At 73.5% G+C, this 23,003-nt stretch carries 10 protein-coding genes; 9 read left to right on the forward strand and 1 reads right to left on the reverse strand.

Going from position 1 to position 23,003, the window contains the following annotated elements; translation table 11 throughout:
- Window positions 1–402: 402 nt before the first annotated feature.
- The 3 genes from ACIQE0_RS27040 (at window position 403) to ACIQE0_RS27050 (ending at window position 17,288) form a co-directional block, all read left to right on the forward strand.
- Window positions 403–15,582, forward strand: coding sequence for an amino acid adenylation domain-containing protein (locus tag ACIQE0_RS27040; RefSeq protein ID WP_402336926.1), 15,180 nt, complete (start codon window positions 403–405; stop codon window positions 15,580–15,582).
- A gap of 112 nt (window positions 15,583–15,694) precedes the next feature.
- Window positions 15,695–15,910, forward strand: a complete 216-nt coding sequence (locus ACIQE0_RS27045; protein WP_366335366.1) for an MbtH family NRPS accessory protein — start codon at window positions 15,695–15,697, stop codon at window positions 15,908–15,910.
- 115 nt (window positions 15,911–16,025) lie between these two features.
- Window positions 16,026–17,288, forward strand: a complete 1,263-nt coding sequence (locus ACIQE0_RS27050; protein ID WP_402336930.1) for an MFS transporter — start codon at window positions 16,026–16,028, stop codon at window positions 17,286–17,288.
- A 4-nt stretch (window positions 17,289–17,292) separates the two neighbouring features.
- Here the strand turns inward: ACIQE0_RS27050 and ACIQE0_RS27055 are convergent, their stop codons facing one another.
- Window positions 17,293–18,288, reverse strand: coding sequence for a helix-turn-helix transcriptional regulator (locus ACIQE0_RS27055; RefSeq protein WP_402336933.1), 996 nt, complete (start codon window positions 18,286–18,288; stop codon window positions 17,293–17,295).
- A gap of 112 nt (window positions 18,289–18,400) precedes the next feature.
- Here ACIQE0_RS27055 and ACIQE0_RS27060 point away from each other — a divergent pair, with 112 nt between their 5' ends.
- The 6 genes from ACIQE0_RS27060 (at window position 18,401) to ACIQE0_RS27085 (ending at window position 22,900) form a co-directional block, all read left to right on the forward strand.
- A complete protein-coding gene (locus ACIQE0_RS27060) occupies window positions 18,401–18,799 on the forward strand; it encodes a VOC family protein (protein WP_366335372.1) in 399 nt (132 codons plus the stop codon).
- Between the two features lie 253 nt (window positions 18,800–19,052).
- Window positions 19,053–19,550: a hypothetical protein gene (locus ACIQE0_RS27065; protein ID WP_402336936.1), complete on the forward strand. Its 498-nt coding sequence runs from the start codon at window positions 19,053–19,055 to the stop codon at window positions 19,548–19,550.
- Window positions 19,551–19,888: 338 nt separating this feature from the next.
- Window positions 19,889–20,713, forward strand: a complete 825-nt coding sequence (locus tag ACIQE0_RS27070) for a HipA family kinase (protein WP_366335515.1) — start codon at window positions 19,889–19,891, stop codon at window positions 20,711–20,713.
- The gene (locus ACIQE0_RS27075; protein WP_402336939.1) at window positions 20,710–21,105 is read left to right on the forward strand and encodes a DUF3037 domain-containing protein; all 396 of its coding nucleotides are present in this window, start codon (window positions 20,710–20,712) and stop codon (window positions 21,103–21,105) included. Before ACIQE0_RS27070 ends, ACIQE0_RS27075 begins: the two co-directional genes overlap by 4 nt.
- A gap of 219 nt (window positions 21,106–21,324) precedes the next feature.
- Window positions 21,325–22,086 carry a 3-oxoacyl-ACP reductase FabG gene (gene fabG / locus ACIQE0_RS27080; protein ID WP_366335378.1) on the forward strand — a complete coding sequence of 254 codons (762 nt, stop codon included), beginning with the start codon at window positions 21,325–21,327 and terminating at the stop codon, window positions 22,084–22,086.
- Between the two features lie 43 nt (window positions 22,087–22,129).
- Complete coding sequence (locus tag ACIQE0_RS27085; protein ID WP_366335380.1) at window positions 22,130–22,900, forward strand: SDR family oxidoreductase; 771 nt, start codon at window positions 22,130–22,132, stop codon at window positions 22,898–22,900.
- The last annotated feature ends 103 nt before the right edge of the window (window positions 22,901–23,003 follow it).

Below are 23,003 nucleotides of genomic sequence, written 5' to 3' on the forward strand. Positions count from 1 at the left end.
GGCGACGGGGAGTTCGCACGGCGCTGCCACCCCGTCATATGACAGATGGCTGGGCCGGTCGGGAAGCGGGGATACCGACGGTCGCGCAGTGTCCGGCTTCCTCGTCGTTGGCGGGAAAAGTCCGTTCGCTTTTCGTGTCGAACCGGACAGAGGTTGGCCGGTTCATTGCGGTTGGCCGTCGAGCGACGTGCCTCGCCCGGGGCGCACCGTCATCGGGCCGACGGTGCGGGTCCCCCCGGTCAACCCCCTGTACGGGCAACGGATGCCGTCATTCCGGATTTCGAACACACTGGCGGCCGCGGTCGACCGGCCGACCGATTGCGCACGGTGCGCCGGCCCCCACGGGCCCGGTCGGCGCCCGGCCGCAACCATGCCCCTGCACCACGAGAGGTCGGTCCCGCCATGTCCGCCGCCGATGCCGCCGGCTTTCCGCTGTCGTCCGCCCAGACGGGGATCTGGGTGGCCGCCCAACTCGATCCCTCCCACACCCTGTTCAACCTCGGGGAGTACCTCGACATCCGCGGGCCGGTGGACCCAGGGCCGTTCCGGGCGGCGCTGCACCAGGTCATGGCGGAGTGCACGGCGATCCAGGTCCGCTTCGAGGAGCGGGACGGCGCCGTACGGCAGGTGCCGGTCGAGATGCCGGACTGGGAGCCGGCGGTGCTCGACCTGAGCGACGAGGCCGACCCCCGCTCGGCCGCCGAGCACTGGATGCGCCGCGAGATGGACCGGCCCTTCGACCTGGGCGCCGGGCCGCTGTTCGGGCACGCGCTGCTGCGCATCGGGCCCGAGCGCCATCTGTGGTTCCACCGCTACCACCACATCGTCGTGGACGGGATGAGCGGTTCGCTGATCACCCACCGCGTCGCCGCGCTCTACACGGCACTGGTGGAGGGCGCCGGCGCCGGGCCGTCCCCGGCCGCTCCCCTCCGGCAGATCCTCGACGAGGACGCCGGTTACCGCGGCTCACCGGAGTTCGCGACGGACCGGACGTTCTGGGCCGGAAAACTGGCCGAGCTGCCCGAACCGTTGGACCTCGCCGGCCGCGCGGCGACGCCCTCCGGCGAGATCCTGCGTCGGGAGCTGCCGCTGCCCCGCTCGGCCGCCGAGGACCTCGCGACCGCCGGGCGCGCGGCCCGCACCCGCTGGAGCGCGGTCGTGCTGGCGGCGGTGGCCGCGTACGCGCACCAGGCGGCCGGGGTCCAGGACGTGGTCCTGGGGCTGCCGGTGACCGGGCGCCGCACGCCCGCCGCCCGGGTCACCCCGGGCATGTTCTCCAACGTGGTGCCGCTGCGGGTGCCGGTCGCCGAGGACACCGCGGTGGGCGAGCTGATCCACGGGGTGTCCCGGTCGGTCGGCGAGGCGCTGCGCCACCAGCGCTACCGGCTGGAGGACATCCGGCGCGACCTCGATCTCGGGGACGGCGAACGCGAGTTGTTCGGCATCACCGTCAACATCATGGCCTTCGACTACCAGTTGGCCTTCGCCGGACACCTCACCTCGGCCCACAACCTCACTGTGGGACCGGTCGAGGGCCTGACCATCAACGTGTACGACCGTGCCGACGGCGAGCCGCTCAGCGTCCAGTTCGAGGCCGACGCCGCCCGTTACGACGCCGCGGAACTCGACACCCACCAGCGCCGCTTCCTGGACTTCCTGCGGCGCTTCGCGGCGGCGGACCCCCAGGCGCCGGTGGCCGACGTGGACATCCTGCGGCCGGCCGACCGGGACCTGCTGCGCGCACTGGGCGACGGCGGCCGCTCGCCGCAGCAGCCCGACCAGTGCCTGCACGAGCTCTTCGAGGAGCAGGTCCGCCGCAGGCCGGACGCCGTCGCGGTGGTCTGCGACGGGCGGCAGCTCAGCTACCGCGAACTGGACGCCAGGGCCGAGGCGCTCGCCCGCCGGGTGCGCGCGGTGGCCGGCCCCGAGCAGCGGGTGGGCGTCTGCGTCGAGCGCTCCGAGACGATGGTCGCCGCGGTGCTGGCGGTCCTCAAGGCGGGCTGCTGCTATGTGCCGCTCGACCCCGGACTGCCGCGCCGCCGCCTGGAGTTCATCCTCCAGGACGCCGGGCTGGACGTGGTGGTCGGCCGCCGACGGCTCGTCGCGTATCTGCCGCACCCCGTCGCGACCCTGGTGTCCGTCGACGAGATCGCGGACGGCGGCGGAACGGCCGACGGCGACGAGGACACCCGCCGGGCGGACGGGCCGAGCCCGCAGCGGGCCGTCAGCGCCCGCCACGCCGCCTACATGATCTACACCTCCGGCAGCACCGGCCGGCCCAAGGGCGTGGTCGTCGAGCACCGCTCCGCCGTCGACTTCACCCGCCACAACACCGCGATCTGCGCGGTGGACGAGGACTCCCGGGTCCTCGGCTTCGCCGCGCTCACCTTCGACGTCTCGGTCCTGGAACTCTTCGGCGCGCTGCTCACCGGCGCCACACTGGTGCTGGCCACCGACGAGGAGCGGCTGGACGCCGACCGGCTCCAGCAGCTGATGGCCCGCCAGAACGTGACCGTCACCGACCTGCCCGCGGCGCTGCTGCCGCTGCTGCGGCCGGCGCAACTGCCCGCGCTGAAGCTGGTGTCCACCGGCGGGGAGGCGCCCTCGGGCGATGCCGTGGACCGCTGGGCGGCGGACGGCCGGGAGGTGTGGAACACCTACGGGCCCACCGAGACCACGGTGGCGGTGACCATGCAGCGCTGCCTGCCGCCGCACGGCGGGCAGTCGCCGCCGATCGGCCGGCCGATGCCCAACCACCGTGCGTATGTGGTCGGTCCGGGGCTGCGGCTGCTGCCGCCGGGCGCGCCCGGCGAGCTGTGCATCGCGGGCGCGGGGCTGGCCCGCGGCTATCTGGGGCGGGGCGCGCTGACCGCCGAGCGGTTCGTGCCCGACCCGTGGGGGCCGCGCGGCTCCCGGATGTACCGCACCGGAGACCTGGTGCGCTGGACGGACGCGGGGGAGCTGGAGTTCCTGGGCCGTATCGACCACCAGGTCAAGATCAACGGGCATCGGATCGAACTCGGCGAGATCGAGGCGGAGCTGGCCCGGCACCCGGGCGTCGCCCAGGCCGCCGTCACCGTCACCCGCACCGCCTCCGGGCCGCGCGCACTGGTCGCGTACGTGGTCGCCGCCGACGGGCACCGCCCGGAGCCGGCGGCGCTGCGCGACCACCTGGCCGAGTCGCTGCCCCGGCCGATGGTCCCGCAGGTGTATGTCCCGCTGGCGCGGCTGCCGTTGACGCCGAGCGGGAAGGTCGACCGGGCGGCGCTGCCCGAGCCGGAGCAGCGCCTCGCCCCGGCCGGACGGGCGCCGCGCGGCGGCCGCGAGGCTCTGCTGTGCGGTCTGTTCGCCGAGGCGCTCGGGATGGCCGAGGTCGGGGCCGACGACGGCTTCTTCGAGCTGGGCGGGGACAGCATCACCGCGATCTCGCTGGTCAGCCGGGCGCGTGCGGCCGGCCTCGGGCTCACGCTGCGCGAGGTGTTCGAGCACCGGACGGCCGCCGCACTGGCCGAGGTCGTCCGCGAGGCCGGCCCGTCGGACGCGGCGGACCAGGGCCGGGACCGGGCGCAGGACGAGGACCACGGCGAGGTGCCGCTGACGCCGATCGTCCACTGGCTGCGGGAGAACGGCGGGCCGGTGGGCCGGTTCAGCCAGTCGATGCTGGTGACCACCCCGCGCGGCGCCGACCTGGAGCGGGTGACCGCGGCCGTACAGGCGCTGCTCGACCAGCACGGTGCCCTGCGTATGACCATGACCATGACCGCGACCGGCGGCGACGGCGGCCGCGCGGGCTGGGACTGCCGCATCCGGCCGCGCGGCTCGGTGGCCGCCGCGCCGCTGGTCACCCGCGTCGCCCTGGGGGCGCCGGCCGAGGACTCCGAGAAGTCGCTGCGGCACGCCCTCACGGAGCAGGCCGAGGCCGCCCTGGACCGCCTCGACCCGGCCGCGGGCGCGCTGCTCCAGGCCGTGTGGTGCGACCGCGGCCCGGGACACCCGGGACGGCTGCTGCTGACCGTGCACCACCTCGCCGTGGACGGCGTCTCCTGGCGCATCCTGCTCGCCGACCTCGCCGCCGCCTGGGAAGCGGTCTCCGAGGGCCGAAGCCCGCACCTTCCGCCGGAGCCGGCCTCGTTGCGCGGCTGGGCCCGGCATCTGGAGCGCCGCGCCCAGGAGCCGTCCACCACCGCCGAACTGCCCGTATGGCAGCGGGTGCTGGATCCCGCGGGCGGTCCGGCACTGGGCGAGCGCCGGCCGGACCCGGCGCGCGACACCGTGGCGAGCCTGCGGCGGCTGACGCTCACGGTGCCGGCCGAGCACATCCGGCCGCTGCTGACGACCGTCCCCGGCGCGTTCGGCACCGGCGTCAACGAGGTCTTCCTGGCGGCGCTGGCGATGGCCGTCGGCCGGTGGCGGCAGCGGCGCGGGCTCGGCGAGGCGCCCCTGCTGGTCGATGTCGAGGGGCACGGGCGCGGCGACGCCACCGGGCGCTTCGATCTCTCGCGCACGGTCGGCTGGTTCACCACCCAGTACCCCGTACGGCTCGCCGGAGCCGGGACGGAAGCGCGCACGGAAGCGGAGGCGGACGGCGCCTGGGGCGGCGGCGCCGCGCTCGCGCGGCTGGTGCACCAGGTCGCCCAGGACCTGCGCGCCCTGCCGGGCGACGGCTCCGGTTACGGCCTGCTGCGCTATCTCAACCCCGTCACCGCGCCCGCACTGACGGGCCTGGCGCGGCCGCAGATCCTCTTCAACTACCTGGGCCGGTTCACCGGCACCGAGGCGGCCGACGGCCAGGACGGCGGCTTCGCACCCGCCCCCGAGGCACCGGCGCTGAGCGCCGCCGCCGACCCGGACATGCCCGTCGACCACTGCCTCCAGATCGACGCGCTGGTACGGGACCGGGCCGGGCACCCGGAACTGACCGCCGAGTGGAGCTGGCCGCAGGCGCTGCTGTCCCGGGACGAGGCCGAGGAACTGGCCGAGGAGTGGGCGCGGGCGCTGTCCTGCCTCGCCGAGCACGGGGCGTCCGCCGCGGCAGCCGCAGGCCCCGCAGCGGGCGCGAGCGCCGCGGCAGCCGCACGCGAACTGCCCCAAGGCGCCCCGGGGGCCGAACCGGCCGCCCCCTCCTTCCCGTTGGCGGGACTCGACCAGGACGGGATCGACCGGCTCACCGCCCAGTACCCGGACCTGGAGGACGTGCTACCGCTGTCCCCGCTCCAGGAGGGCATGCTCTTCCACGCCGCCTACGACCAGCAGGGCCTGGACGTCTACACCGGACAGCTCGTCCTCGACCTGGACGGCGAGCCGGACACCGCGGCGCTGCGCGCGGCCTGCCACCAGATGCTGCGCCGCCACAGCGCCCTGCGCGCCGGATTCGTGACCGAGGGCCTGCCGCACCCCGTGCAGGTCGTCCTCCGGGACGTCGAACTCCCCTTCACCGAAATCGACTTGAGCGCTCTCGCCAAGGACGAGCGGACCGTCGAGCTGGAGCGACTGCTGGCGGACGACCGGGCCCGCCGCTTCGACCTCGCCCGGCCGCCGCTGCTGCGCTTCACCCTGATCCGGCTGGGTTCGCGCGCCCACCGACTGGTGCTGGCCAACCACCACATCCTGTGGGACGGCTGGTCGCTGGCGGTCCTCCTCAAGGAACTGTTCGCCGCGTACCGGCACCTGACGCGGACCGGCGCGGACGCCGGCGTGACCGGCGCGGCCGATGCCGCCGTCCCGTACCGGAGCTATCTCTCCTGGCTGGCTCGACAGGACCGGGAGGCCGCCCAGGACGCCTGGCGGCAGGCGCTCGACGGGCTCGACGAGGCGACCACGCTGGCCACCGCGGACCCGCACCGGACGCGGAGCCTGCCCGAGCGGATCGCCGTGGAACTGCCCGAGGACCTCACCGCACGGCTCGCCGCACGGGCCCGGGGCGCCGGAGTGACGCTCAACAGCGTGCTCCAGGGCGCATGGGCGGTCCTGCTGACGCGGCTGACCGGCCGAGGCGATGTGGTCTTCGGCAGTACGGTCTCCGGCCGCAACCCCGAGATCGCCGGGGTCGAGAACATGGTCGGCCTACTGATCAACACGCTCCCGGTGCGCTTCGCCGGCCGCCCCGAGGAACCGCTGATCGAGGCGATCGCCCGCCTCCAGGCCGAACAGGCCCCGCTCATGGACCACCAGTACCTGGGCATCGCCGACATCCAGCGGGCCGCCGGGCTGGGCACGCTGTTCGACACGGCGGTGGCCTTCGAGAACTACCCCATGGACACCGTGGAGTTGGCGGACCTCGGGGGCGGGCTGCGGCTCGCCGAGGCACAGGCGACGGACGCCACGCACTACACGGTCAACCTGATCGTCGTCCCGGGCCGGCGGCTGTCCCTGAACGTCGACTACCGGCCCGACGCGCTCTCCGGCGAGGCCGCGACGTCCATCGCCGGCGCGCTCGAACGCCTCCTGGAGACCGTCGCCGACGCCCCCGACACCCCGTCGGGACGGCTCGACCTGCTCTCCGCGGCGGACCGCGAGCGGGTGCTGCGGGAGTGGAACGCGACCGGGCACGCGGTGCCGGAGGGCACGGTGCCGGAGCTGTTCGAGGCGCAGGTGGCCCGTACGCCGGAGCGGCAGGCGACGGTCTTCGAGGGGGAGTCCCTCACGTACGCCGAGCTCAATGCTCGTGCCGACCGCCTGTCGCGCCGGCTCATCGGGCACGGCGCCGGTCCCGAACGCGTTGTGGCGCTGGCCTTGCGTCGTTCCACCGAGTTGGTGGTGGCGATCCTGGCGACGCTGAAGGCCGGTGCCGCGTACATGCCGCTGGACCCCGATCTGCCCGCCGAGCGCCTTCGCTATCTCTTGGACGATGCGGCACCTCAGGTGCTCCTGACGACCTCTGCCATCGCGGCTGAACTGCCTGCGGAGGAAGGCGTGTTGCGACTTCTGGTAAACGGTGACGAGGGCGAGCCCGCGGTCGACGCGCTCTCCGGCGTCGAGCGGGTGGCGCCGTTGCTTCCGCATCACCCGGCCTATTTGATCTACACGTCGGGTTCCACCGGTCGTCCCAAGGGTGCGGCGATCACTCATCACGCCGTCGTCAATCGTCTGGTCTGGATGCAGGATGCCTATCGGCTCGATGCCGGTGATCGTGTGTTGCAGAAGACGCCGTTCGGGTTCGATGTCTCTGTCTGGGAGTTCCTGTGGCCGCTGTTGACCGGCGCCACTCTCGTCGTTGCTCGGCCTGACGGGCACAAGGACCCTGTCTACCTCGCCCGTACCATTCGGGACGAGGCGATCACCACGGTCCACTTCGTGCCCTCCATGCTCCGGGCCTTCCTCGACGAACCCACGGCCTCCGCGTGCAGTTCGCTGCGGCGCGTCGTCTGTAGCGGTGAAGCGCTTCCTCGCGATCTTCACGACGCTTTCCATGCGACGCTCGATGCCCCGCTCCACAATCTTTATGGTCCGACCGAGGCGGCTATCGACGTCACGCACTGGACCTGCCGGCCCCAACCGGACGCGACCTCCGTCCCGATCGGGCATCCTGTCTGGAACACGCAGATCTATGTGCTGGACTCCGAACTGCGTCCGGTGCCGCCGGGGTTGACCGGTGAACTCTTCATCGCCGGAAGGCAGTTGGCCCGCGGCTATTACCGCCGTCCTGGTCTGACTGCCGAGCGTTTCCTGCCCGATCCCTTCGGCGAGCCCGGCGCGCGGATGTATCGCAGCGGTGACCTGGCCAGGCATCGTCCCGACGGTTCCCTCGAGTACCTGGGGCGTGCCGACGATCAGGTCAAGATCCGTGGTTTCCGCATCGAGCTGGGCGAGATCGAGAACCAGCTCACTCAATGCGTGGGCGTGGCCCAAGCGGTCGTCCGTACCTATCCGGACGCCGGTGGAGACACGGCCCTCGCTGCCTACGCGGTTCCCGCACCCGGTGGCACGCTCGACACCGCCGACGTCCTCCAGCAACTCCGGCGCACCCTGCCCGAGTACATGATCCCGACCTCCCTCACCGTCCTCGCTCACCTCCCCACCACCCCCAACGGCAAGGCCAACCGCGCCGCCCTCCCCCTCCCGAGCAACGAGGGACCGGTCACGGAGTACGTCCAACCAGCCTCGGAGACCGAGGAGTTGGTCGCCGAGGTCTGGGCCGAGGTGCTCGGGATCGGTCTCGACAAGGCCGGACGGTTCGACAACTTCTTCGCCCTCGGCGGACACTCGCTCAAGGCCACCCGGGTCATCTCCCGACTGAACACGCGGCTGGAGACCCAGCTCCCGCTGCGGGCGCTCTTCGAGTGCCCGACGCTGGAGGCGTTCGCCGCGGAGCTGGACGCCGCTCGGACGGGCGGTGACGCGGGCCCGGCGATCGCGCGGCGGGAGGGCCGGGAAGCGGCTCCGCTGTCGTCCACCCAGCAGCGGCTGTGGTTCCTGGACCAGCTCAGCCCGGGGCGGCCGGACTACAACATCCCGCTCGTCGTACGGCTGCGCGGGGAGTTGGACGAGGGCGCGCTGCTGGGTGCGCTGCGGGAGGTGGTGCGCCGTCACGAGGTGCTGCGTTCCCGGTTCACGGCGGACGGCGGCCAGGAGGCGGGCGACCAGCCGCGCCAAGTCGTCGCGCCGGTGGAGGTGTTCACCCCGGTGGTGACGGATCTGTCCGGTCTGCCGCACCAGGAGGCGGCCGAGCAGGCGCTGGAGCTGGCGGCCTCCGACATGGCCACGCCCTTCGACCTCACCCAGGCACCGATGATCCGGGCCCGCCTGGTCCGTACCGCGCCCGAGGAGCACACCCTCGCGCTGATCGTGCACCACACCGCGGGCGACGGGTGGTCCCTGTCCGTGCTGTGGGAGGAGATCGCGACGGCTTACGGGGCGCTGCGCACGGGCGAGGGCGCCGGGGTGGCGCTGCCCGAGCTTCCGTGCCAGTACGGCGACTTCGCCGCCTGGCAGCAGGAGAGGCTTGCCGCGGGGGCGCTCGCGGAGCAGTTCGCGTACTGGCGCGAGCAGTTGACGGGCACCCCCGTGCTGGAGCTGCTCACAGACCGGCCCCGACCGGCCGAGCGCACCGGGGCGGGCGACCGGTATGTCTTCCGGATACCCGAGGAACTGCGGGTGCGGCTGGGCGCGTTGGGGCAGGCGGCCGGTGGCACGCTGTTCATGACGCTGCTCGCCGGGTTCCAGGCGCTGCTGGCCCGCTACAGCGGTCAGGACGACATCGCCGTGGGCTCGCCGATCGCCGGCCGCAACCGCGCGGAGCTGGAGCCGCTGGTCGGCTTCTTCGTCAACACCCTGGTGCTGCGCACCGACCTGTCCGGCGACCCGTCCTTCACCGAACTGCTCGACCGGGTGCGGAAGGTGACCCTGGACGCCTACACCCACCAGGAGGCACCGTTCGACAAGTTGGTGGAGGAGCTGAGCCCGGAGCGCGACCTGAGCCGCAACCCGCTCTTCGACGTGCTTTTCCAGCTGCACCCGGACCAGCCCGCCCAGCTGCGGATGGACGGGGTCGCGGTGGAGCCGGTGGAGGTGGACAACCGGACCGCGAAGTTCGATCTGAGCCTGGCGCTGACCGAGTGCCCCGACGGCCTTGAGGCGACGGTCGACTACAGCACCGACCTGTTCGACCGCGCCACCGTGGAGCGGCTGGCCGACCACTACGTCCGCCTGCTGGCCGGCGCCGCCGACGATCCGGCGCGTTCGGTGTCCGGGCTGGAGCTGCTGGGTGAGGAGGAGCGCCACCAGGTGCTGCGGGCGCACACGGTGACCGCGGACTTCCCCGGTGACCGGCTCGTGCACGAGCTGGTCGAGGCCCAGGTCCGGCGCCGCCCCGACGCCCGTGCGCTCTCCCTCGGGGGGCGTCACCTCACCTACCGGGAGCTGAACGCCGAGGCCAACCGGCTCGCCCGCGTCCTGCGCGAGCGCGGGGTGCGGCCGGGCCGCACGGTGGCGGTGGTGCTGGAGCCCTCGCCGGAGGCGGTGGTGGCGGTGCTCGCCGTCCTGAAGGCGGGCGGTGGCTACGTACCGGTCGATCCCGGCCATCCGGCCGAGCGGATCGCGCTGGTGTGCTCCGACAGCCGGGCGCAGCTGGCGCTGACCCAGCAGTCGCGCACCGGCACCCCGCCGGGCCTGGCCGGTGTCCCGGTCCTGGACCTGGACGGGGAGCGGGTGGTGATCGCCGCGGCGGCCGCGGACGATCTGCCGCCGCTCGCGGTGCCCGACGACCTCGCCTATGCGATCTACACCTCCGGCTCCACCGGGCGCCCCAAGGGCGTGGCCGTTCCGCACCGGGGCGTGGTCAACTACCTGACCTATCTCACCTCGACGTTCGGCATCGGCGAGGACGAGGTGGTGCTCAACCGGACCGCGCTGACCTTCGACCCGTCGGTGCGGGATCTGTTCGCGCCGCTGTCGGTGGGCGGGCGCGTCGTGGTGGCGTCGCCGGACGAGGCCAAGGACCCCGAGGCGCTGCTTGCGATCATGGCGGAGCAGCAGGTCACGGCCGTGCTCTCGATCGTTCCGTCGATGCTGGACGCGCTCACCTCGGCCGCCGTCGAGCCGCCCGCTGCGCCGCTGCGCCTGCTGATGACGACCGGCGAGGCGCTGACCGCGACCACCGCGCGGGAGGTGGGCCGGCTCGGGCCGGACGTCGTCCTGGTCAACCAGTACGGGCCGACCGAGTGCACCAACACCTCCACCTACCATCCGGTGACCGGGCAGGACATCGCGAGCGGCCGGATCCCCATCGGGCGGCCCATCCCCAACGCCCGCTGCTACCTCCTGGGGGCGCACCTGGAGCCGGTTCCGCTGGGCGCGGTCGGTGAGCTGTGCGTGGCCGGGCCCGGGGTGACCCGCGGCTATCTGCACGATCCGGTGCGGACCGCCGCGCACTTCGTCCCGGACCTGTTCGGTCCGCCGGGTGCCCGGATGTACCGCACCGGCGACCTGGCCCGCTGGCGCCCGGACGGCACCCTGGAGTTCCACGGCCGCCGGGACAACCAGGTCAAGGTGCGCGGGCACCGTATCGAGCTGGGCGAGGTGGAGGCCGCGCTGACCCGCCACCCGCAGGTGGCGCAGGCCGTCGCGGCGGCCCATGGCGAGGGCCTGGACCGGGTGCTGGTCGGCTACGTGGTCTGGCGCCAAGGCGGCGGTGACCACGAGAAGTTGAGGAACTTCCTCCGGGGCGAGCTGCCGCAGGCCATGGTGCCCTCGGTCGTGACGGAGCTGCCGGCGCTGCCGCTGACGCCGAACGGCAAGGTGCACCGGGCGGCGCTGCCCGCCCCGCAGACCGGGCGGCGGCAGCGCGCCTACACCGCGCCCGCCACCGCCACCGAGCGCCTGGTGGCGTCCGTGTGGGAGGAGGTGCTGGGCTGCGAACGGGCCGGGGTGCACGACGACTTCTTCGAGCTGGGCGGGCACTCGCTGCGCGCGACGCAGGTCGCCGCGCGGCTGCGGCGCCGGCTCGAGCGGGAGATTCCGCTGCGGCTGGTCTTCCAGCACCCGACGATCGCCGCCTTCGCCGAGGCGCTGGGTGCGGCGGACGAGGCGCGCCAGGAGATCGTGCACCGCCCGTCGTCCCGGGCCGAGCTGTCCTTCGGGCAGCGTCGGCTGTGGCTGCTGGACCAGCTCCAGCCGGGCCGTCCCGACTACAACATGCCCACCGCCGTGGCGTTCTCCGGCCCGCTGGACGAGGACGCCGTCCTGGCCGCGCTGACCGGTGTGGTCGTCCGCCACGACGTCCTGCGCTCGCGCCTGGCCACCGACGGGCAGGAGGCGTCGCAGGACGGTCTGCGGCAGGTCGTGGAGCCCGCCGAGGTCTTCGTGCCCGAGCGCACCGACCTGTCCGGTCTGCCCCGCGAGCAGGCGCGGGAGCGGGCGCAGGAGCTGGCCCGGCAGGACGCCGCGGCCTCCTTCGACCTGGGCCGCGCCCCGCTGCTGCGGGCCCGGCTGATCCGGATCGCCGACCAGGAGCATCTGCTGGTGGTGGTCGTCCACCACGCCGCCTTCGACGGCTGGTCGGCCCGTCTGCTGTGGGAGGAGCTGTTTACCGCCTACCGGGACCTGACCGCCGGGCGGGCCCCGGCCCTGCCCGAACTCCCGGTCACCTACCGCGACTTCGCCACCTGGCAGCGCGGCCGGATGACCGGCGAGGTGCTGGCGGGCGAGCTGGCCTACTGGCGCGCGCAGCTGGCGGGCCTGGCTCCCCTGGAGCTGCCCGGTGACCGGCCGCGTCCGCCCGCCCCGTCCGGCCGCGGCGACCAGGTCGCCTTCCGGCTGCCCCGCCCGGCCTTGGAGCGGCTGCGCGCGGTGGGTCAGGAGCGCAACGCGACGCTGTTCATGGTGCTGCTGGCGGGCTTCCAGGCGCTGCTGGGGCGCTGGGCGGGGACCGAGGACGTCGCGGTCGGCGCGCCCCTCGCGGGCCGCGGCCACGCCGAACTGGAGCCGCTGATCGGCTTCTTCGTCAACACGCTGGTGCTGCGCACCGACCTGTCCGGCGACCCGTCCTTCGCCGAAGTGCTCGACCGGGTGCGGAAGGTGACGCTGGACGCCTACACCCACCAGGACGTGCCCTTCGAGCGTCTGGTGGAGGAGCTGAGCCCGGAGCGGGACCTGAGCCGCAACCCGCTCTTCCAGGTGATGCTGGTGCTCAACGACGACACCGTGCCCGCGCCCGACCTCCCGGGGCTGGAGGTGGCGCCGCTGGAACTGGGCGGCGGGGCCGCCAAGTTCGATCTGAGCCTGTATCTGACCGAGGACGCCGACGGGCTCAGCGGCCAGGCGGTGTTCGCCACCGACCTGTTCACCCGGGACACCGTCCAGCTGCTGCTGCGCTCCTTCGCGCGGCTGCTGGCCGGCGCCGCGGCGGAACCGCGCCGGGCCGTGGCGGATCTGTCGCTGCTGGACGCGGCGGAGCAGCGGCGGGTGACGGACGAGTGGAACGCCCCCGCGGCCACCGGGGCCCCGGCCGCCGCCGGGGAGCCCGACCGGCTGCACCGGCTGATCGCCGCCCAGTGCGCCCGCACCCCGGACGCGGTGGCGGTGGACGACGGGCAGCGAGCGCTGACGTACGCGGAGTTCGACCGGCGCACCAGCCGGCTGGCGCACCATCTGAGGGCGCTGGGGGTGGGACCGGACACCGGCGTCGGGGTGTGCGTGGAGCGCACCGTGGATCTGCCGGTGTGCCTGACGGCGGTGCTCAGGGCCGGGGGCGTGTACGTGCCCGTCGACCCGGACTACCCGCTGGACCGGATCGCGTTCATGACCGCCGACAGCGGCGTGCGGGTGGTGCTGACCTCCGGCGCCGGGCGTGAGCGGATCCCGGCCGTCGAGGGCGTACGGACCGTGGACCTGGACCGGGACGCGGAGTTGATCGCGCGGCAGCCGCACAGCGCGCCCGCGGCCCCGGTGGAAGCCGACCACCTCGCGTACGTCATCTACACCTCCGGCTCCACCGGCCGCCCCAAGGGCGTGATGGTCCCGCACCGCGGCCTGACCAACTTCGCGCTGGACATGACCCGCAGGCTTCAGCTGACCCCGGCGGACACCGTCGCGGCCGTCACCACCGCCTCGTTCGACATCTCCGTACTGGAGTTGCTGGTGCCGCTCGCCGCGGGGGCCACGGTCCGCGTGGTGGACCGGGAGAGCGCGCGGGACGGCGGGCTGCTCGCCAAGTGCCTGGACGACGCCGGTGTCACGGTGGTGCAGGCGACCCCGGCCACCTGGCATCTGCTGGCCGAGACCGGCTGGCACGGGGGAGTGGGCGTGCGCGGCCTGTGCGGGGGCGAGGCGCTGCCGCCGGCCCTGGCCGAGCGGCTGCGCGGCACGGCCGAGGCCGTGTGGAACGTCTACGGGCCGACCGAGACCACCATCTGGTCCACCGCCCACCGTCTGCCGCAGACCGCCTCCGGCGGGCCGGAGGCGGCGTCGGTGCCGATCGGGCGGCCGCTGGCCGGCACCCGCGTCTATGTGCTCGACGGGCGGATGCGGCCCGTTCCGGCGGGTGTCGAGGGCGAGTTGTTCATCGGCGGCGAGGGCGTGGTGCGCGGCTACGCCGGGCGGCCGGGGCTGACCGCGGACCGCTTCGTACCGGACCCCTTCGGGCGCGGCGGCCGGCTGTACCGCACCGGTGATCTGGCGCGCTGGCGGCCGGACGGCACCCTGGAGTACCGCGGCCGCGGCGACGACCAGGTCAAGGTGCGCGGCCACCGCATCGAACTCGGCGAGATCGAGTCCGCGTTGGCCCGGTACGAGGATGTCGCCGAGGCGGCCGTGGCGGTCCACGGCCAGGGGGTGGACGCCTCGCTGGTGGGCTATGTGGTCTGGCGCCCCGGCGGCGGGGACCGGGCACGGCTGACCGCGTTCCTGCGCGAGCGGCTGCCGCACTTCATGGTGCCGGACGTGCTGCAGGATCTGGCCGGGCTGCCGCTGACCGCCAACGGCAAGCTCGACCGCAAGGCGCTGCCCGCCCCCGAACTCGCGCGCCACAGCGGTCCGTTGCTGGCCCCGCGCGACCGCACGGAGCTGCGGATGGCCCGGATCTTCGAACGGGTCCTGGGCGTCGCGCAGGTCGGCGTGCGCGATGACTTCTTCGCGCTCGGCGGCCACTCGCTCAAGGCGTTCGCCCTCATCGAGGCGGTCCGCCGGGAGCTGGGCGTCTCGCTTCCGCTCCATACGGTCTTCCGCAAGCCGACGGTGGAGGCGCTGTGCGAGGCGCTGCCGGACGGTGCCGCGACGGCGGACCGGCTGCTGGTGCCGCTGGCGCAGGGCGGCCCGGAGGATCAGCGGGAGGAGACCGGCGAGCCGTCCGGTACGCCGCTGTTCCTCTTCCACCCCCAGGGCGGCGACGTCTGCTGCTATCTCGAACTGACCCGCTCCCTGGGCGGGCGGCGCCCGGTGTACGGCATCGAGGCGGTGGGCTACAACACCGACGAGCCGCCGCTGCGGCAGGTCGCCGCCATGGCCGACCGCTACCTGGCCGAGATCCGGCAGGTCGCTCCCAACGGGCCGTACCTCCTTGCCGGTTGGTCCTTCGGCGGCACCGTCGCCTACGAGATCGCCGCCCGGCTGGAGGCGGCGGGCGAGGACGTCGGCTTCCTCGGGCTGATCGACAGCCGGGCCCCCGGGCACCGCGACGGCGACACCCCGCGGGAAGCCGGTCAGGACGGGCCGGCGGGCGACCGCGGCCTGGTCCGCTTCGGCATGGCGGCCGGGATGAAGGCCGAGGAACTGCGCGGCCTGGACGAGGAAGCCGTCATCGCGGCCCTGGTCCGCAAGGGGCACCAGGACGGCCGGCTGCCGCAGCGGGCCGAGACCGCGGCGATGCGGCGCATGGTCCAGGTCTCGGCCGCCAACGAGCAGGCGGCGCACGGCTACCGGCCCACCGGCCGGCTCCGCTGCGACCTCCATGTGTTCACCGTCGGCGAGGTGCACACCGAACTGCGCACCCCGCTGATCGACGCCGAGGAGTGGACCGAGCGCACCGGCGCCGCGGTGCACCCCGTCGCCATCCCCGGCAACCACCACACCCTGATGGACGCCCCGCACGCCGCCCGGCTCGCCGAGCTGCTGACCACCGCGCTGGAGGAGGCGGTGGGCGACGCCTGACCCTCCCGGATCCGGTACCGCACTGCGGCAGAGCCCACACCGGACCGCTCACCGAACCCCGTACCGCCAACGGCCGTTGCGGCCATCCACCCACGCATCGAAGGAGAACGCCATGAGCACCACCACCGACCGGACCGCCCCGCAGTGGACCGTCGTCGTCAACGACGAGGAGCAGTACTCGATCTGGGCCGCGGGGCGCGAGATCCCCGAGGGCTGGCGCGAGGTCGGCGTCCAGGGCGACAAGGAGACGTGCCTGAACCACATCGACGAGGTGTGGACCGACATGCGGCCGCTCAGCCTGCGCCGGGCCACCGCCTCCGCCAACTGACCCGTACCGCCCACCCCGTACGGCCCGCGGCGCACCGCCGCCCGGGGCCCGCATCGCTCAAGCGGTGCGGGCCCCGCCCGCGGCCACCCCACCACCCACCATGAACGGAGCAGCCGTGACCAGGCGGGCACCCCTGCTGGCCCTCGTCGGCGTATCGGGCATCTCGGCACTGGGCCTGGCCATGACCCTGATGGCCATCCCCTGGTTCGTCCTGCGAGCCACCGGCTCCGGCACCCAGACCGCCGTGGTCGCCGCCGCCGAAACCCTCGGGCTCCTGGTCTCGGCCGTGTTCGGCGGGCCGGTCGTGGACCGGATCGGCGCCCGCCGGGCCAGCGTCGCCGCGGACGCCCTGACCGCCGCCGCGGTCGCCCTGATGCCGCTGGCGCATGCGACGGTGGGCCTGCCGCTGCCCGCCGCGGTGCTGCTGACCTTCGCGATGGGGCTGACCAGGGGCCCGGCCGACACCGCCAAACAAGTGCTGCTGGCCGAGGCGATCGCCCGCGGCGGCACCCCGGTCGAGCGCGGCACCAGCGCCTTCGAGGGCGGCAAGCGCATCGGCACCATGCTCGGCGCACCGCTCGCGGGCGCGCTGATCGCCGTCGTCGGCCCGGTGCAGGTGCTCTACGCGGACGCCGCCACCCTGCTGCTGTCGGCCGCCCTGATCCCGCTCTTCCTCCCCGCCCCGCCACCCGCCGCGCCCCGGCCCCCCGCCGGCGGCGGCTATCTGACCCAACTCCGCGGCGGTTTCCGCTTTCTGCGCCAGGACCGGCTGCTGCGCGCGCTGACCGCCATGCTGCTGATCACCAACGCGATGGACGGCGGCCTCAACGGCGTCCTCTACCCCGCCTACGGCACCCGCGTCCTGCACAGCAGCGCCCTGCTCGGCACGCTCGTGACCGCGGTCGGGGTCGGCTCCCTGACCGGCGCCGCGCTCTACGCCTGGGCCGGCCACCGCTGGTCCCGCCGCCTGACCTTCGCCCTGTGCTTCACCGTCGTCGGCGCCCCCCGCTTCCTGCTGCTGGCCCTGGCCCCGCCCCCGGCGCTCCTGCTGCCCGCCCTCGTGCTCTCCGGCCTGGGCTCGGGGATGCTCACCCCGGTGATGATGGCGGTCGCCTACGACCGGGTGCCCAAGGACCTGCGCGGCCGGGTCCTCGGCCTCGTGGTCGCCTGCGCGCTGGCCGCCATGCCCCTGGGCACCCTCGCGGCAGGCGTCCTGCTGGACCGCACGGGCCTGACGACCGCCCTGCTCTGCTTCGGAGCCGTCTACCTGGTCGCCACGCTCTTCCCGTACGCCTCCCCGGTCTGGCGCGCCATGGACACCCGCCGGCCCGCCGAGCCCGCTCCACCGCGTACCGAGCCTGCTCCGGCGGGGAGTTGAGAGGTCAGGGACGCGGCGGGCGGGCGTAGGACGCGAGGCGATCGGCGTGCGCGAGGACGAGGTCGCGCAAGTCGTCGGGGCGCTCGATGACGAACGGCCGGTCGAGCGCGGCGAGTACCGGAGGCAACCAGTCGAGCCGCTCCGCCCGTATCTCGACGCGCAGCCAGCGCTCGGCCGCCCGGTCCTGGTCCGCCGCGGGCTCGTCCTCCGCCAGGCTCGCGACGCCGGCGGGCAGGCGGGCGCGGATCTGCTCGACCGTCCCGTGGATCCGCACGGTCACCTCGTGCCGGTACGCGGCCGTGGCGAACCCCGACACCACGCGCTCCGCCGGACCGGGGCCCACGGGCGCCTCGAACGAGCCGGGCTGGGGCCTCGCCTCTGCGATCCGATCGAGCCGGAAGGTCCGGTCCTCGCCGATCCGGGCGTCCTTGCCCGTGACGTACCACCGGCCCGCATGGGCGACGATCCCGTATGCGTGCAGGGTGCGGTCGCTGCGCCGTCCGTCGCGGTCGGTGTAGCGGATCGAGACCGGTCGGCGGTGGCGCACCGCATCGGCGAGGGCGAGCAGGACCCCGGCGTCCGGGGTGTCGAACTCGCCGGGCCGATCCGTGAAGTCCAACGCCTCCAGGAGGGCGTCGAGCCGATGGGCGAGGTGCCGGGGCAGCACCCGCCGGATCTTCGCCGCCGCCGTCTCGTTCGCCGTGCGCTCCGTCGTCGTCAGCCCCGCTCGGCGGCCGGCGACCAGGCCGAGCAGCACGGCCAGCGCCTCGTCGTCGCTGAGCATGAGCGGAGGCAGGCGGTACCCGGGGGCGAGCCGGTACCCGCCGTAGCGGCCGCGCACCGATTCCACGGGCACGTCCAGGTCGATGAGCTGGTGCACATACCGCCGCACGGTGCGCCCCTCGACGCCGAGCCGGTCGGCGAGTTCGGCCACGGTCCGGGTGCCGCCCGACTGCAACAGTTCCAGGAGTGTCAGCACGCGGCCGGTGGGTCGAGGCATGTGCACAACCTAATGCGAATACCTGCGAATACAGGACCGATTCTGTCCACTATTTTCCCTAGCCTGCGCAGTGCACGTCTCCAGCACAGCCCAGCACAGTCAGGGAGCTCTCATGGACTTCGTCTCGATCCGCATCATCACCGGCGACGTACCGCGCCTCGTCGCGTTCTACGAGCGCGCCACCGGGGCGCGGGCGACGTGGGCCACCGAGGACTTCGCCGAACTCAGGACCGCGGGCGCGACCCTCGCGATCGCCGGTACCCGCACCGTCCCGCTGTTCGCCCCGGGCTCCGCCCGCCCGGCGGAGAACCACAGCGTGATCACTGAGTTCCTCGTCGACGACGTGGACCGCGTGCACCAGAACCTGACCGGTTTCGTCACCGACTTCGTCACCGAGCCCACCACGATGCCCTGGGGCAACCGGTCGCTGCTGTTCCGCGACCCCGACGGCAACCTCGTCAACTTCTTCACCCCCGTCACCCCGGCCGCCATCGAGAAGTTCGCACGCTGACGCCAAGCACGTCCGCCCCGCGGCCCGGCTCAGGAGCGCGAGGAACTGCTGCGCAGCCAGCTCTTCGTGGCCATGACCCGGGCTCGCGACCTGCTCTGGCTGGGAAGCATCGCCAGACAGGGGCCGGGGCCGGCGCTTCCTCGGCCCGCCTGGCTCGTCGCGCCCCCCTGGCGGGCTCCGTCACGTCGGCGGCCGGACCCGCACCGGTACCTTGCCCTGGACCGGCAACGTCACGACGAAGAAGTGAGTCAGCATGCACCTCGCGCGCGCCCTCGTCCAAGGCTGGGCCGAGACGGTCCTTGCGCAGCTCGGCGCGCCGGCCGGTCACACCCTCACCGTCTCCGGCCCGGGGTTCCCCGCCGGCGCCGGGGTCGAGGCGGACGGCGGCGCGGCGGAGGGTGCCGCGGTGGCGGCGGGGGAGGCGTTCGGCTCCGCGCTGTCGCTGGCCCCGGACGGCGGCCCCGACGGCAGCGGCTTCGGCGGCGAGGACACCGGAATCCTGGTGACGCTGGCCTTTGCCGACGGGTCCTCGGTCGGCGTCCACTTCGTGCAGCCGATGGCTGAGGCCGAAGCCGTGGCCCTGCTGGCGGACCGGCTCCAGGACGCGGTGCTGGAAGAGACCGGCGGTGTACCCCAACCGCCTTGTCCCGGCCACCGCCACCCGGCGGTGGTGCAGGTCGTGGCGGGCGTTGCCTGTTGGGCCTGCCCGTCCGGCGGCGGTGGTGCGTGGCCGATCCTTCCCGCCGCCTGACCGCATCGCCTCCGTACTCCGTCCCTCGGGCGGGCTGCGGTGGGGGAGAGCGGTCGGCGGCCGTTGCGGATGAGGCCGCGGGGCCGTTGGCCGGCCCGGGGCCACGGATAAATACTCAGCCCCGGCCATCACGCTCGGTTACTATGCTCACTTCATGCCGGAGGCCGGAAGTGAAGGGCGGAACGCCCCTGACGGGCTGCTCGGAGGGGAGGGGGACGACGGTGTCGGCCGAAACTCCCCAGGCTCTCCCCAGGGCGGATCGCCGGCGCTCCCCTGATGCGCACTCCTTTGAGGTTGACCATGAAAACTAAGGAAAATGATCCGTGGGGCCTGAGAAAATGCTGAGGGAGGTCATCGCAACCCGCTACGTCACGCCCCTGCGTGAGGGTGGGTCGCTCCCCGGGCTTGTCGAGGGGGATGACCTCGGGACGTACATCATGAAGTTCACCGGTGCCGGGCAGGGCCGCAAGACGCTGGTCGCGGAGGTCATCTGCGGGGAGCTGGGGCGGCGGCTCGGGCTGCGGGTGCCGGACCTGGTGGGGATGCAGCTCGATCCGGTCATCGGGCTGAGCGAGCCGGACCAGGAGGTCCAGGCGCTGCTGAAGGCCAGCGGGGGGCTGAACCTGGGGATGGACTTCCTCCCGGGGGCGCTCGGGTTCGACCCGCTCGCCTTCGAGGTGAGCGCGCGCGAGGCCGGCCGGGTGGTGTGGTTCGACGCGCTGATCAACAACGTCGACCGGTCCTGGCGCAATCCCAACCTGCTGGTGTGGCACGGTCAGTTGTGGCTGATCGACCACGGCGCAGCGATGATCTGGCACCACAACTGGCCGACCGCGGAGAAGGCTTCGGGCCGGCCGTACAACGCCTCCGACCACGCCCTGGCCACGTACGGGCCGGATGTCGCGGCCGCGGCCGAGGAGTTCGCCCCGCAGATCACCGAGGAACTGCTCACCGAGGTCGCCGCCGCCGTTCCGGACGAGTGGCTGGAGGGCGAGCCCGGCTTCGACTCGCCGGACGAGCTGCGCCGGGCGTATGTACGCATCCTGCTGGCCCGGGCGCGGACCATCAGCGACCACATCACCGTCGGGGAGCCGACGAAGGACAAGCCCTCACAGGCGCCGGAGTGGCTGGCGGGCAAACTGCCGCGGAGGGCCGTGAAGTGAGCGGACTGCACAACGGGCGCGACGTTTTCGAGTACGCGCTGCTGAAGGTCGTCCCGCGCGTCGAGCGCGGCGAGATGATCAACGCCGGGGTGGTGGTGTACTGCCGTGCGCGGCGGTTCGTCGAGGCCCGTACGCATCTGGACGAGGCGCGGCTGCTGGCGTTGGACCCCACGGTGGACGTGGCCGGTGTACAGGCCGCGCTGGGTGCCGTGGAGGGCGTCTGCGCGGGCGGTGCGCGGGCCGGGCAGGCCGCGGACGAGGACCCGGGGCAGCGCTTCCGGTGGCTGATCGCGCCGCGCAGCACCATCGTCCAACCGGGGCCGGTGCACACCGGTCTGACCGTCGATCCGACCATTGAGGCGGAGCGGCTGTTGGAGCTGCTGGTGCGGTGACGGTGCGCTGAGCGCGCGGTGAGCGGGGCGGGTTTCCCATGGGAGGCCCGCCCCGTTCCGTGGGTGCGGGTGGGCCTGCGGTGGCGGGGCGTTGACAGGGGGTGGCGGGGCTTCTAGCGTCAGCCCTGCTGAGGCTACTAAGCGGTTGCTCACCTGGAGCGGAGCGGCCGCCGGTCGAGGTGTTCGACGTTCCGACGAACGAGGCTGAGGAGAACCCGCATGTCCACCACCGAGCAGCGCGTTGCCATCGTGACGGGCGCCGCCCGCGGCATCGGCGCGGCCACCGCCGTCCGCCTGGCCGCCGAGGGCCGCGCCGTCGCCGTACTCGACCTCGACGAGGCGGCCTGCAAGGACACCGTCGAGAAGATCACCGCGGCCGGCGGCCGGGCCGTCGCGATCGGCTGCGACGTCTCGGACAGCGACCAGGTGGCGGCCGCGGTCGAGCGCGTCGCCGCGGAGCTCGGTGCGCCGACCGTCCTGGTCAACAACGCCGGTGTGCTCCGCGACAACCTGCTGTTCAAGATGAGCGACAGCGACTGGGACACCGTCATGAACGTGCATCTGCGCGGCGCGTTCCTGATGTCGCGGGCCTGTCAGAAGCACATGGTGGACGCCAAGTTCGGGCGGATCGTCAACCTCTCCTCCAGCTCCGCGCTCGGCAACCGCGGTCAGCTCAACTACTCGGCGGCCAAGGCCGGTCTGCAGGGCTTCACCAAGACCCTCGCCATCGAGCTCGGCAAGTTCGGGGTCACCGCGAACGCCGTCGCACCCGGTTTCATCGCCACCGACATGACCGCCGCCACCGCCGCGCGCGTCGGGATGGAATTCGAGGACTTCAAGACCGCGGCCGCCGGCCAGATCCCGGTGCAGCGTGTCGGCAACCCCGACGACATCGCCAACGCCATCGCCTTCTTCACCGGCGACGCGGCCGGCTTTGTCTCCGGCCAGGTCCTCTACGTCGCCGGCGGCCCGCTCTGCTGACCGCCGGACCGACCGCAGGAGCACACGAGCAGGAGAACGTGACATGACCGAGCAGGACAGCGGGCTCCCCGAGCCCTCCGGCAAGGTGGCCTTGATCACCGGGGCCAGCCGCGGCATCGGGTACGGCATCGCCGAGGCCCTCGTCGCCCGCGGCGACCGGGTCGTCATCACCGGACGCAACGAGGACGCCCTCAAGGAGGCCGCCGGCACGCTGGGCGCCGACCGGGTGCTCGCCGTCGCCGGCAAGGCGCACGACGAGGCGCACCAGGCCGACGTCGTCGAGCGGGCCATGGAGACCTTCGGCCGGGTCGACTACCTGGTCAACAACGCCGGCACCAACCCGGTGTTCGGCCCGATCGCCGACCTCGACCTCGGCGTGGCGCGCAAGGTGTTCGAGACCAACGTCGTCTCGGCGCTCGGTTTCGCCCAGCGCACCTGGCACGCCTGGCAGAAGGAGAACGGCGGCGCGATCGTCAACATCGCCTCGATCGCCGGCGTCGCGCCCTCGCCGTTCATCGGCGCCTACGGGATCAGCAAGGCGGCGATGGTGAACCTGACGCTCCAACTGGCGCACGAGTTCGCGCCGTTGGTGCGGGTCAACTCCATCGCCCCCGCCGTGATCAAGACCAAGTTCGCCGCGGCGCTCTACGAGAACCGCGAGGAGGAGGCGGCCGCCGCCTACCCGATGGGGCGGCTGGGCGTCCCGGAGGACATCGGCGGGGCCGCGGCCTTCCTGCTGTCCGACGCCGCCGGCTGGATCACCGGGCAGAACCTCGTGGTGGACGGCGGGCTGTTCCTGAACGCCGGGGTGTGACGGTCCGGGGCCGCCGGACCGGGCGGCCCCGACCGGACTTGCCTTCGTGTGCGCTCCAAGAGGCAGAGTGCGTGGTGCCGGTCCCGCAAAGGGGCCGGCACCA

This window comes from Streptomyces sp. NPDC093097 (assembly GCF_044754325.1).
Lineage (GTDB): Bacteria > Actinomycetota > Actinomycetes > Streptomycetales > Streptomycetaceae > Streptomyces.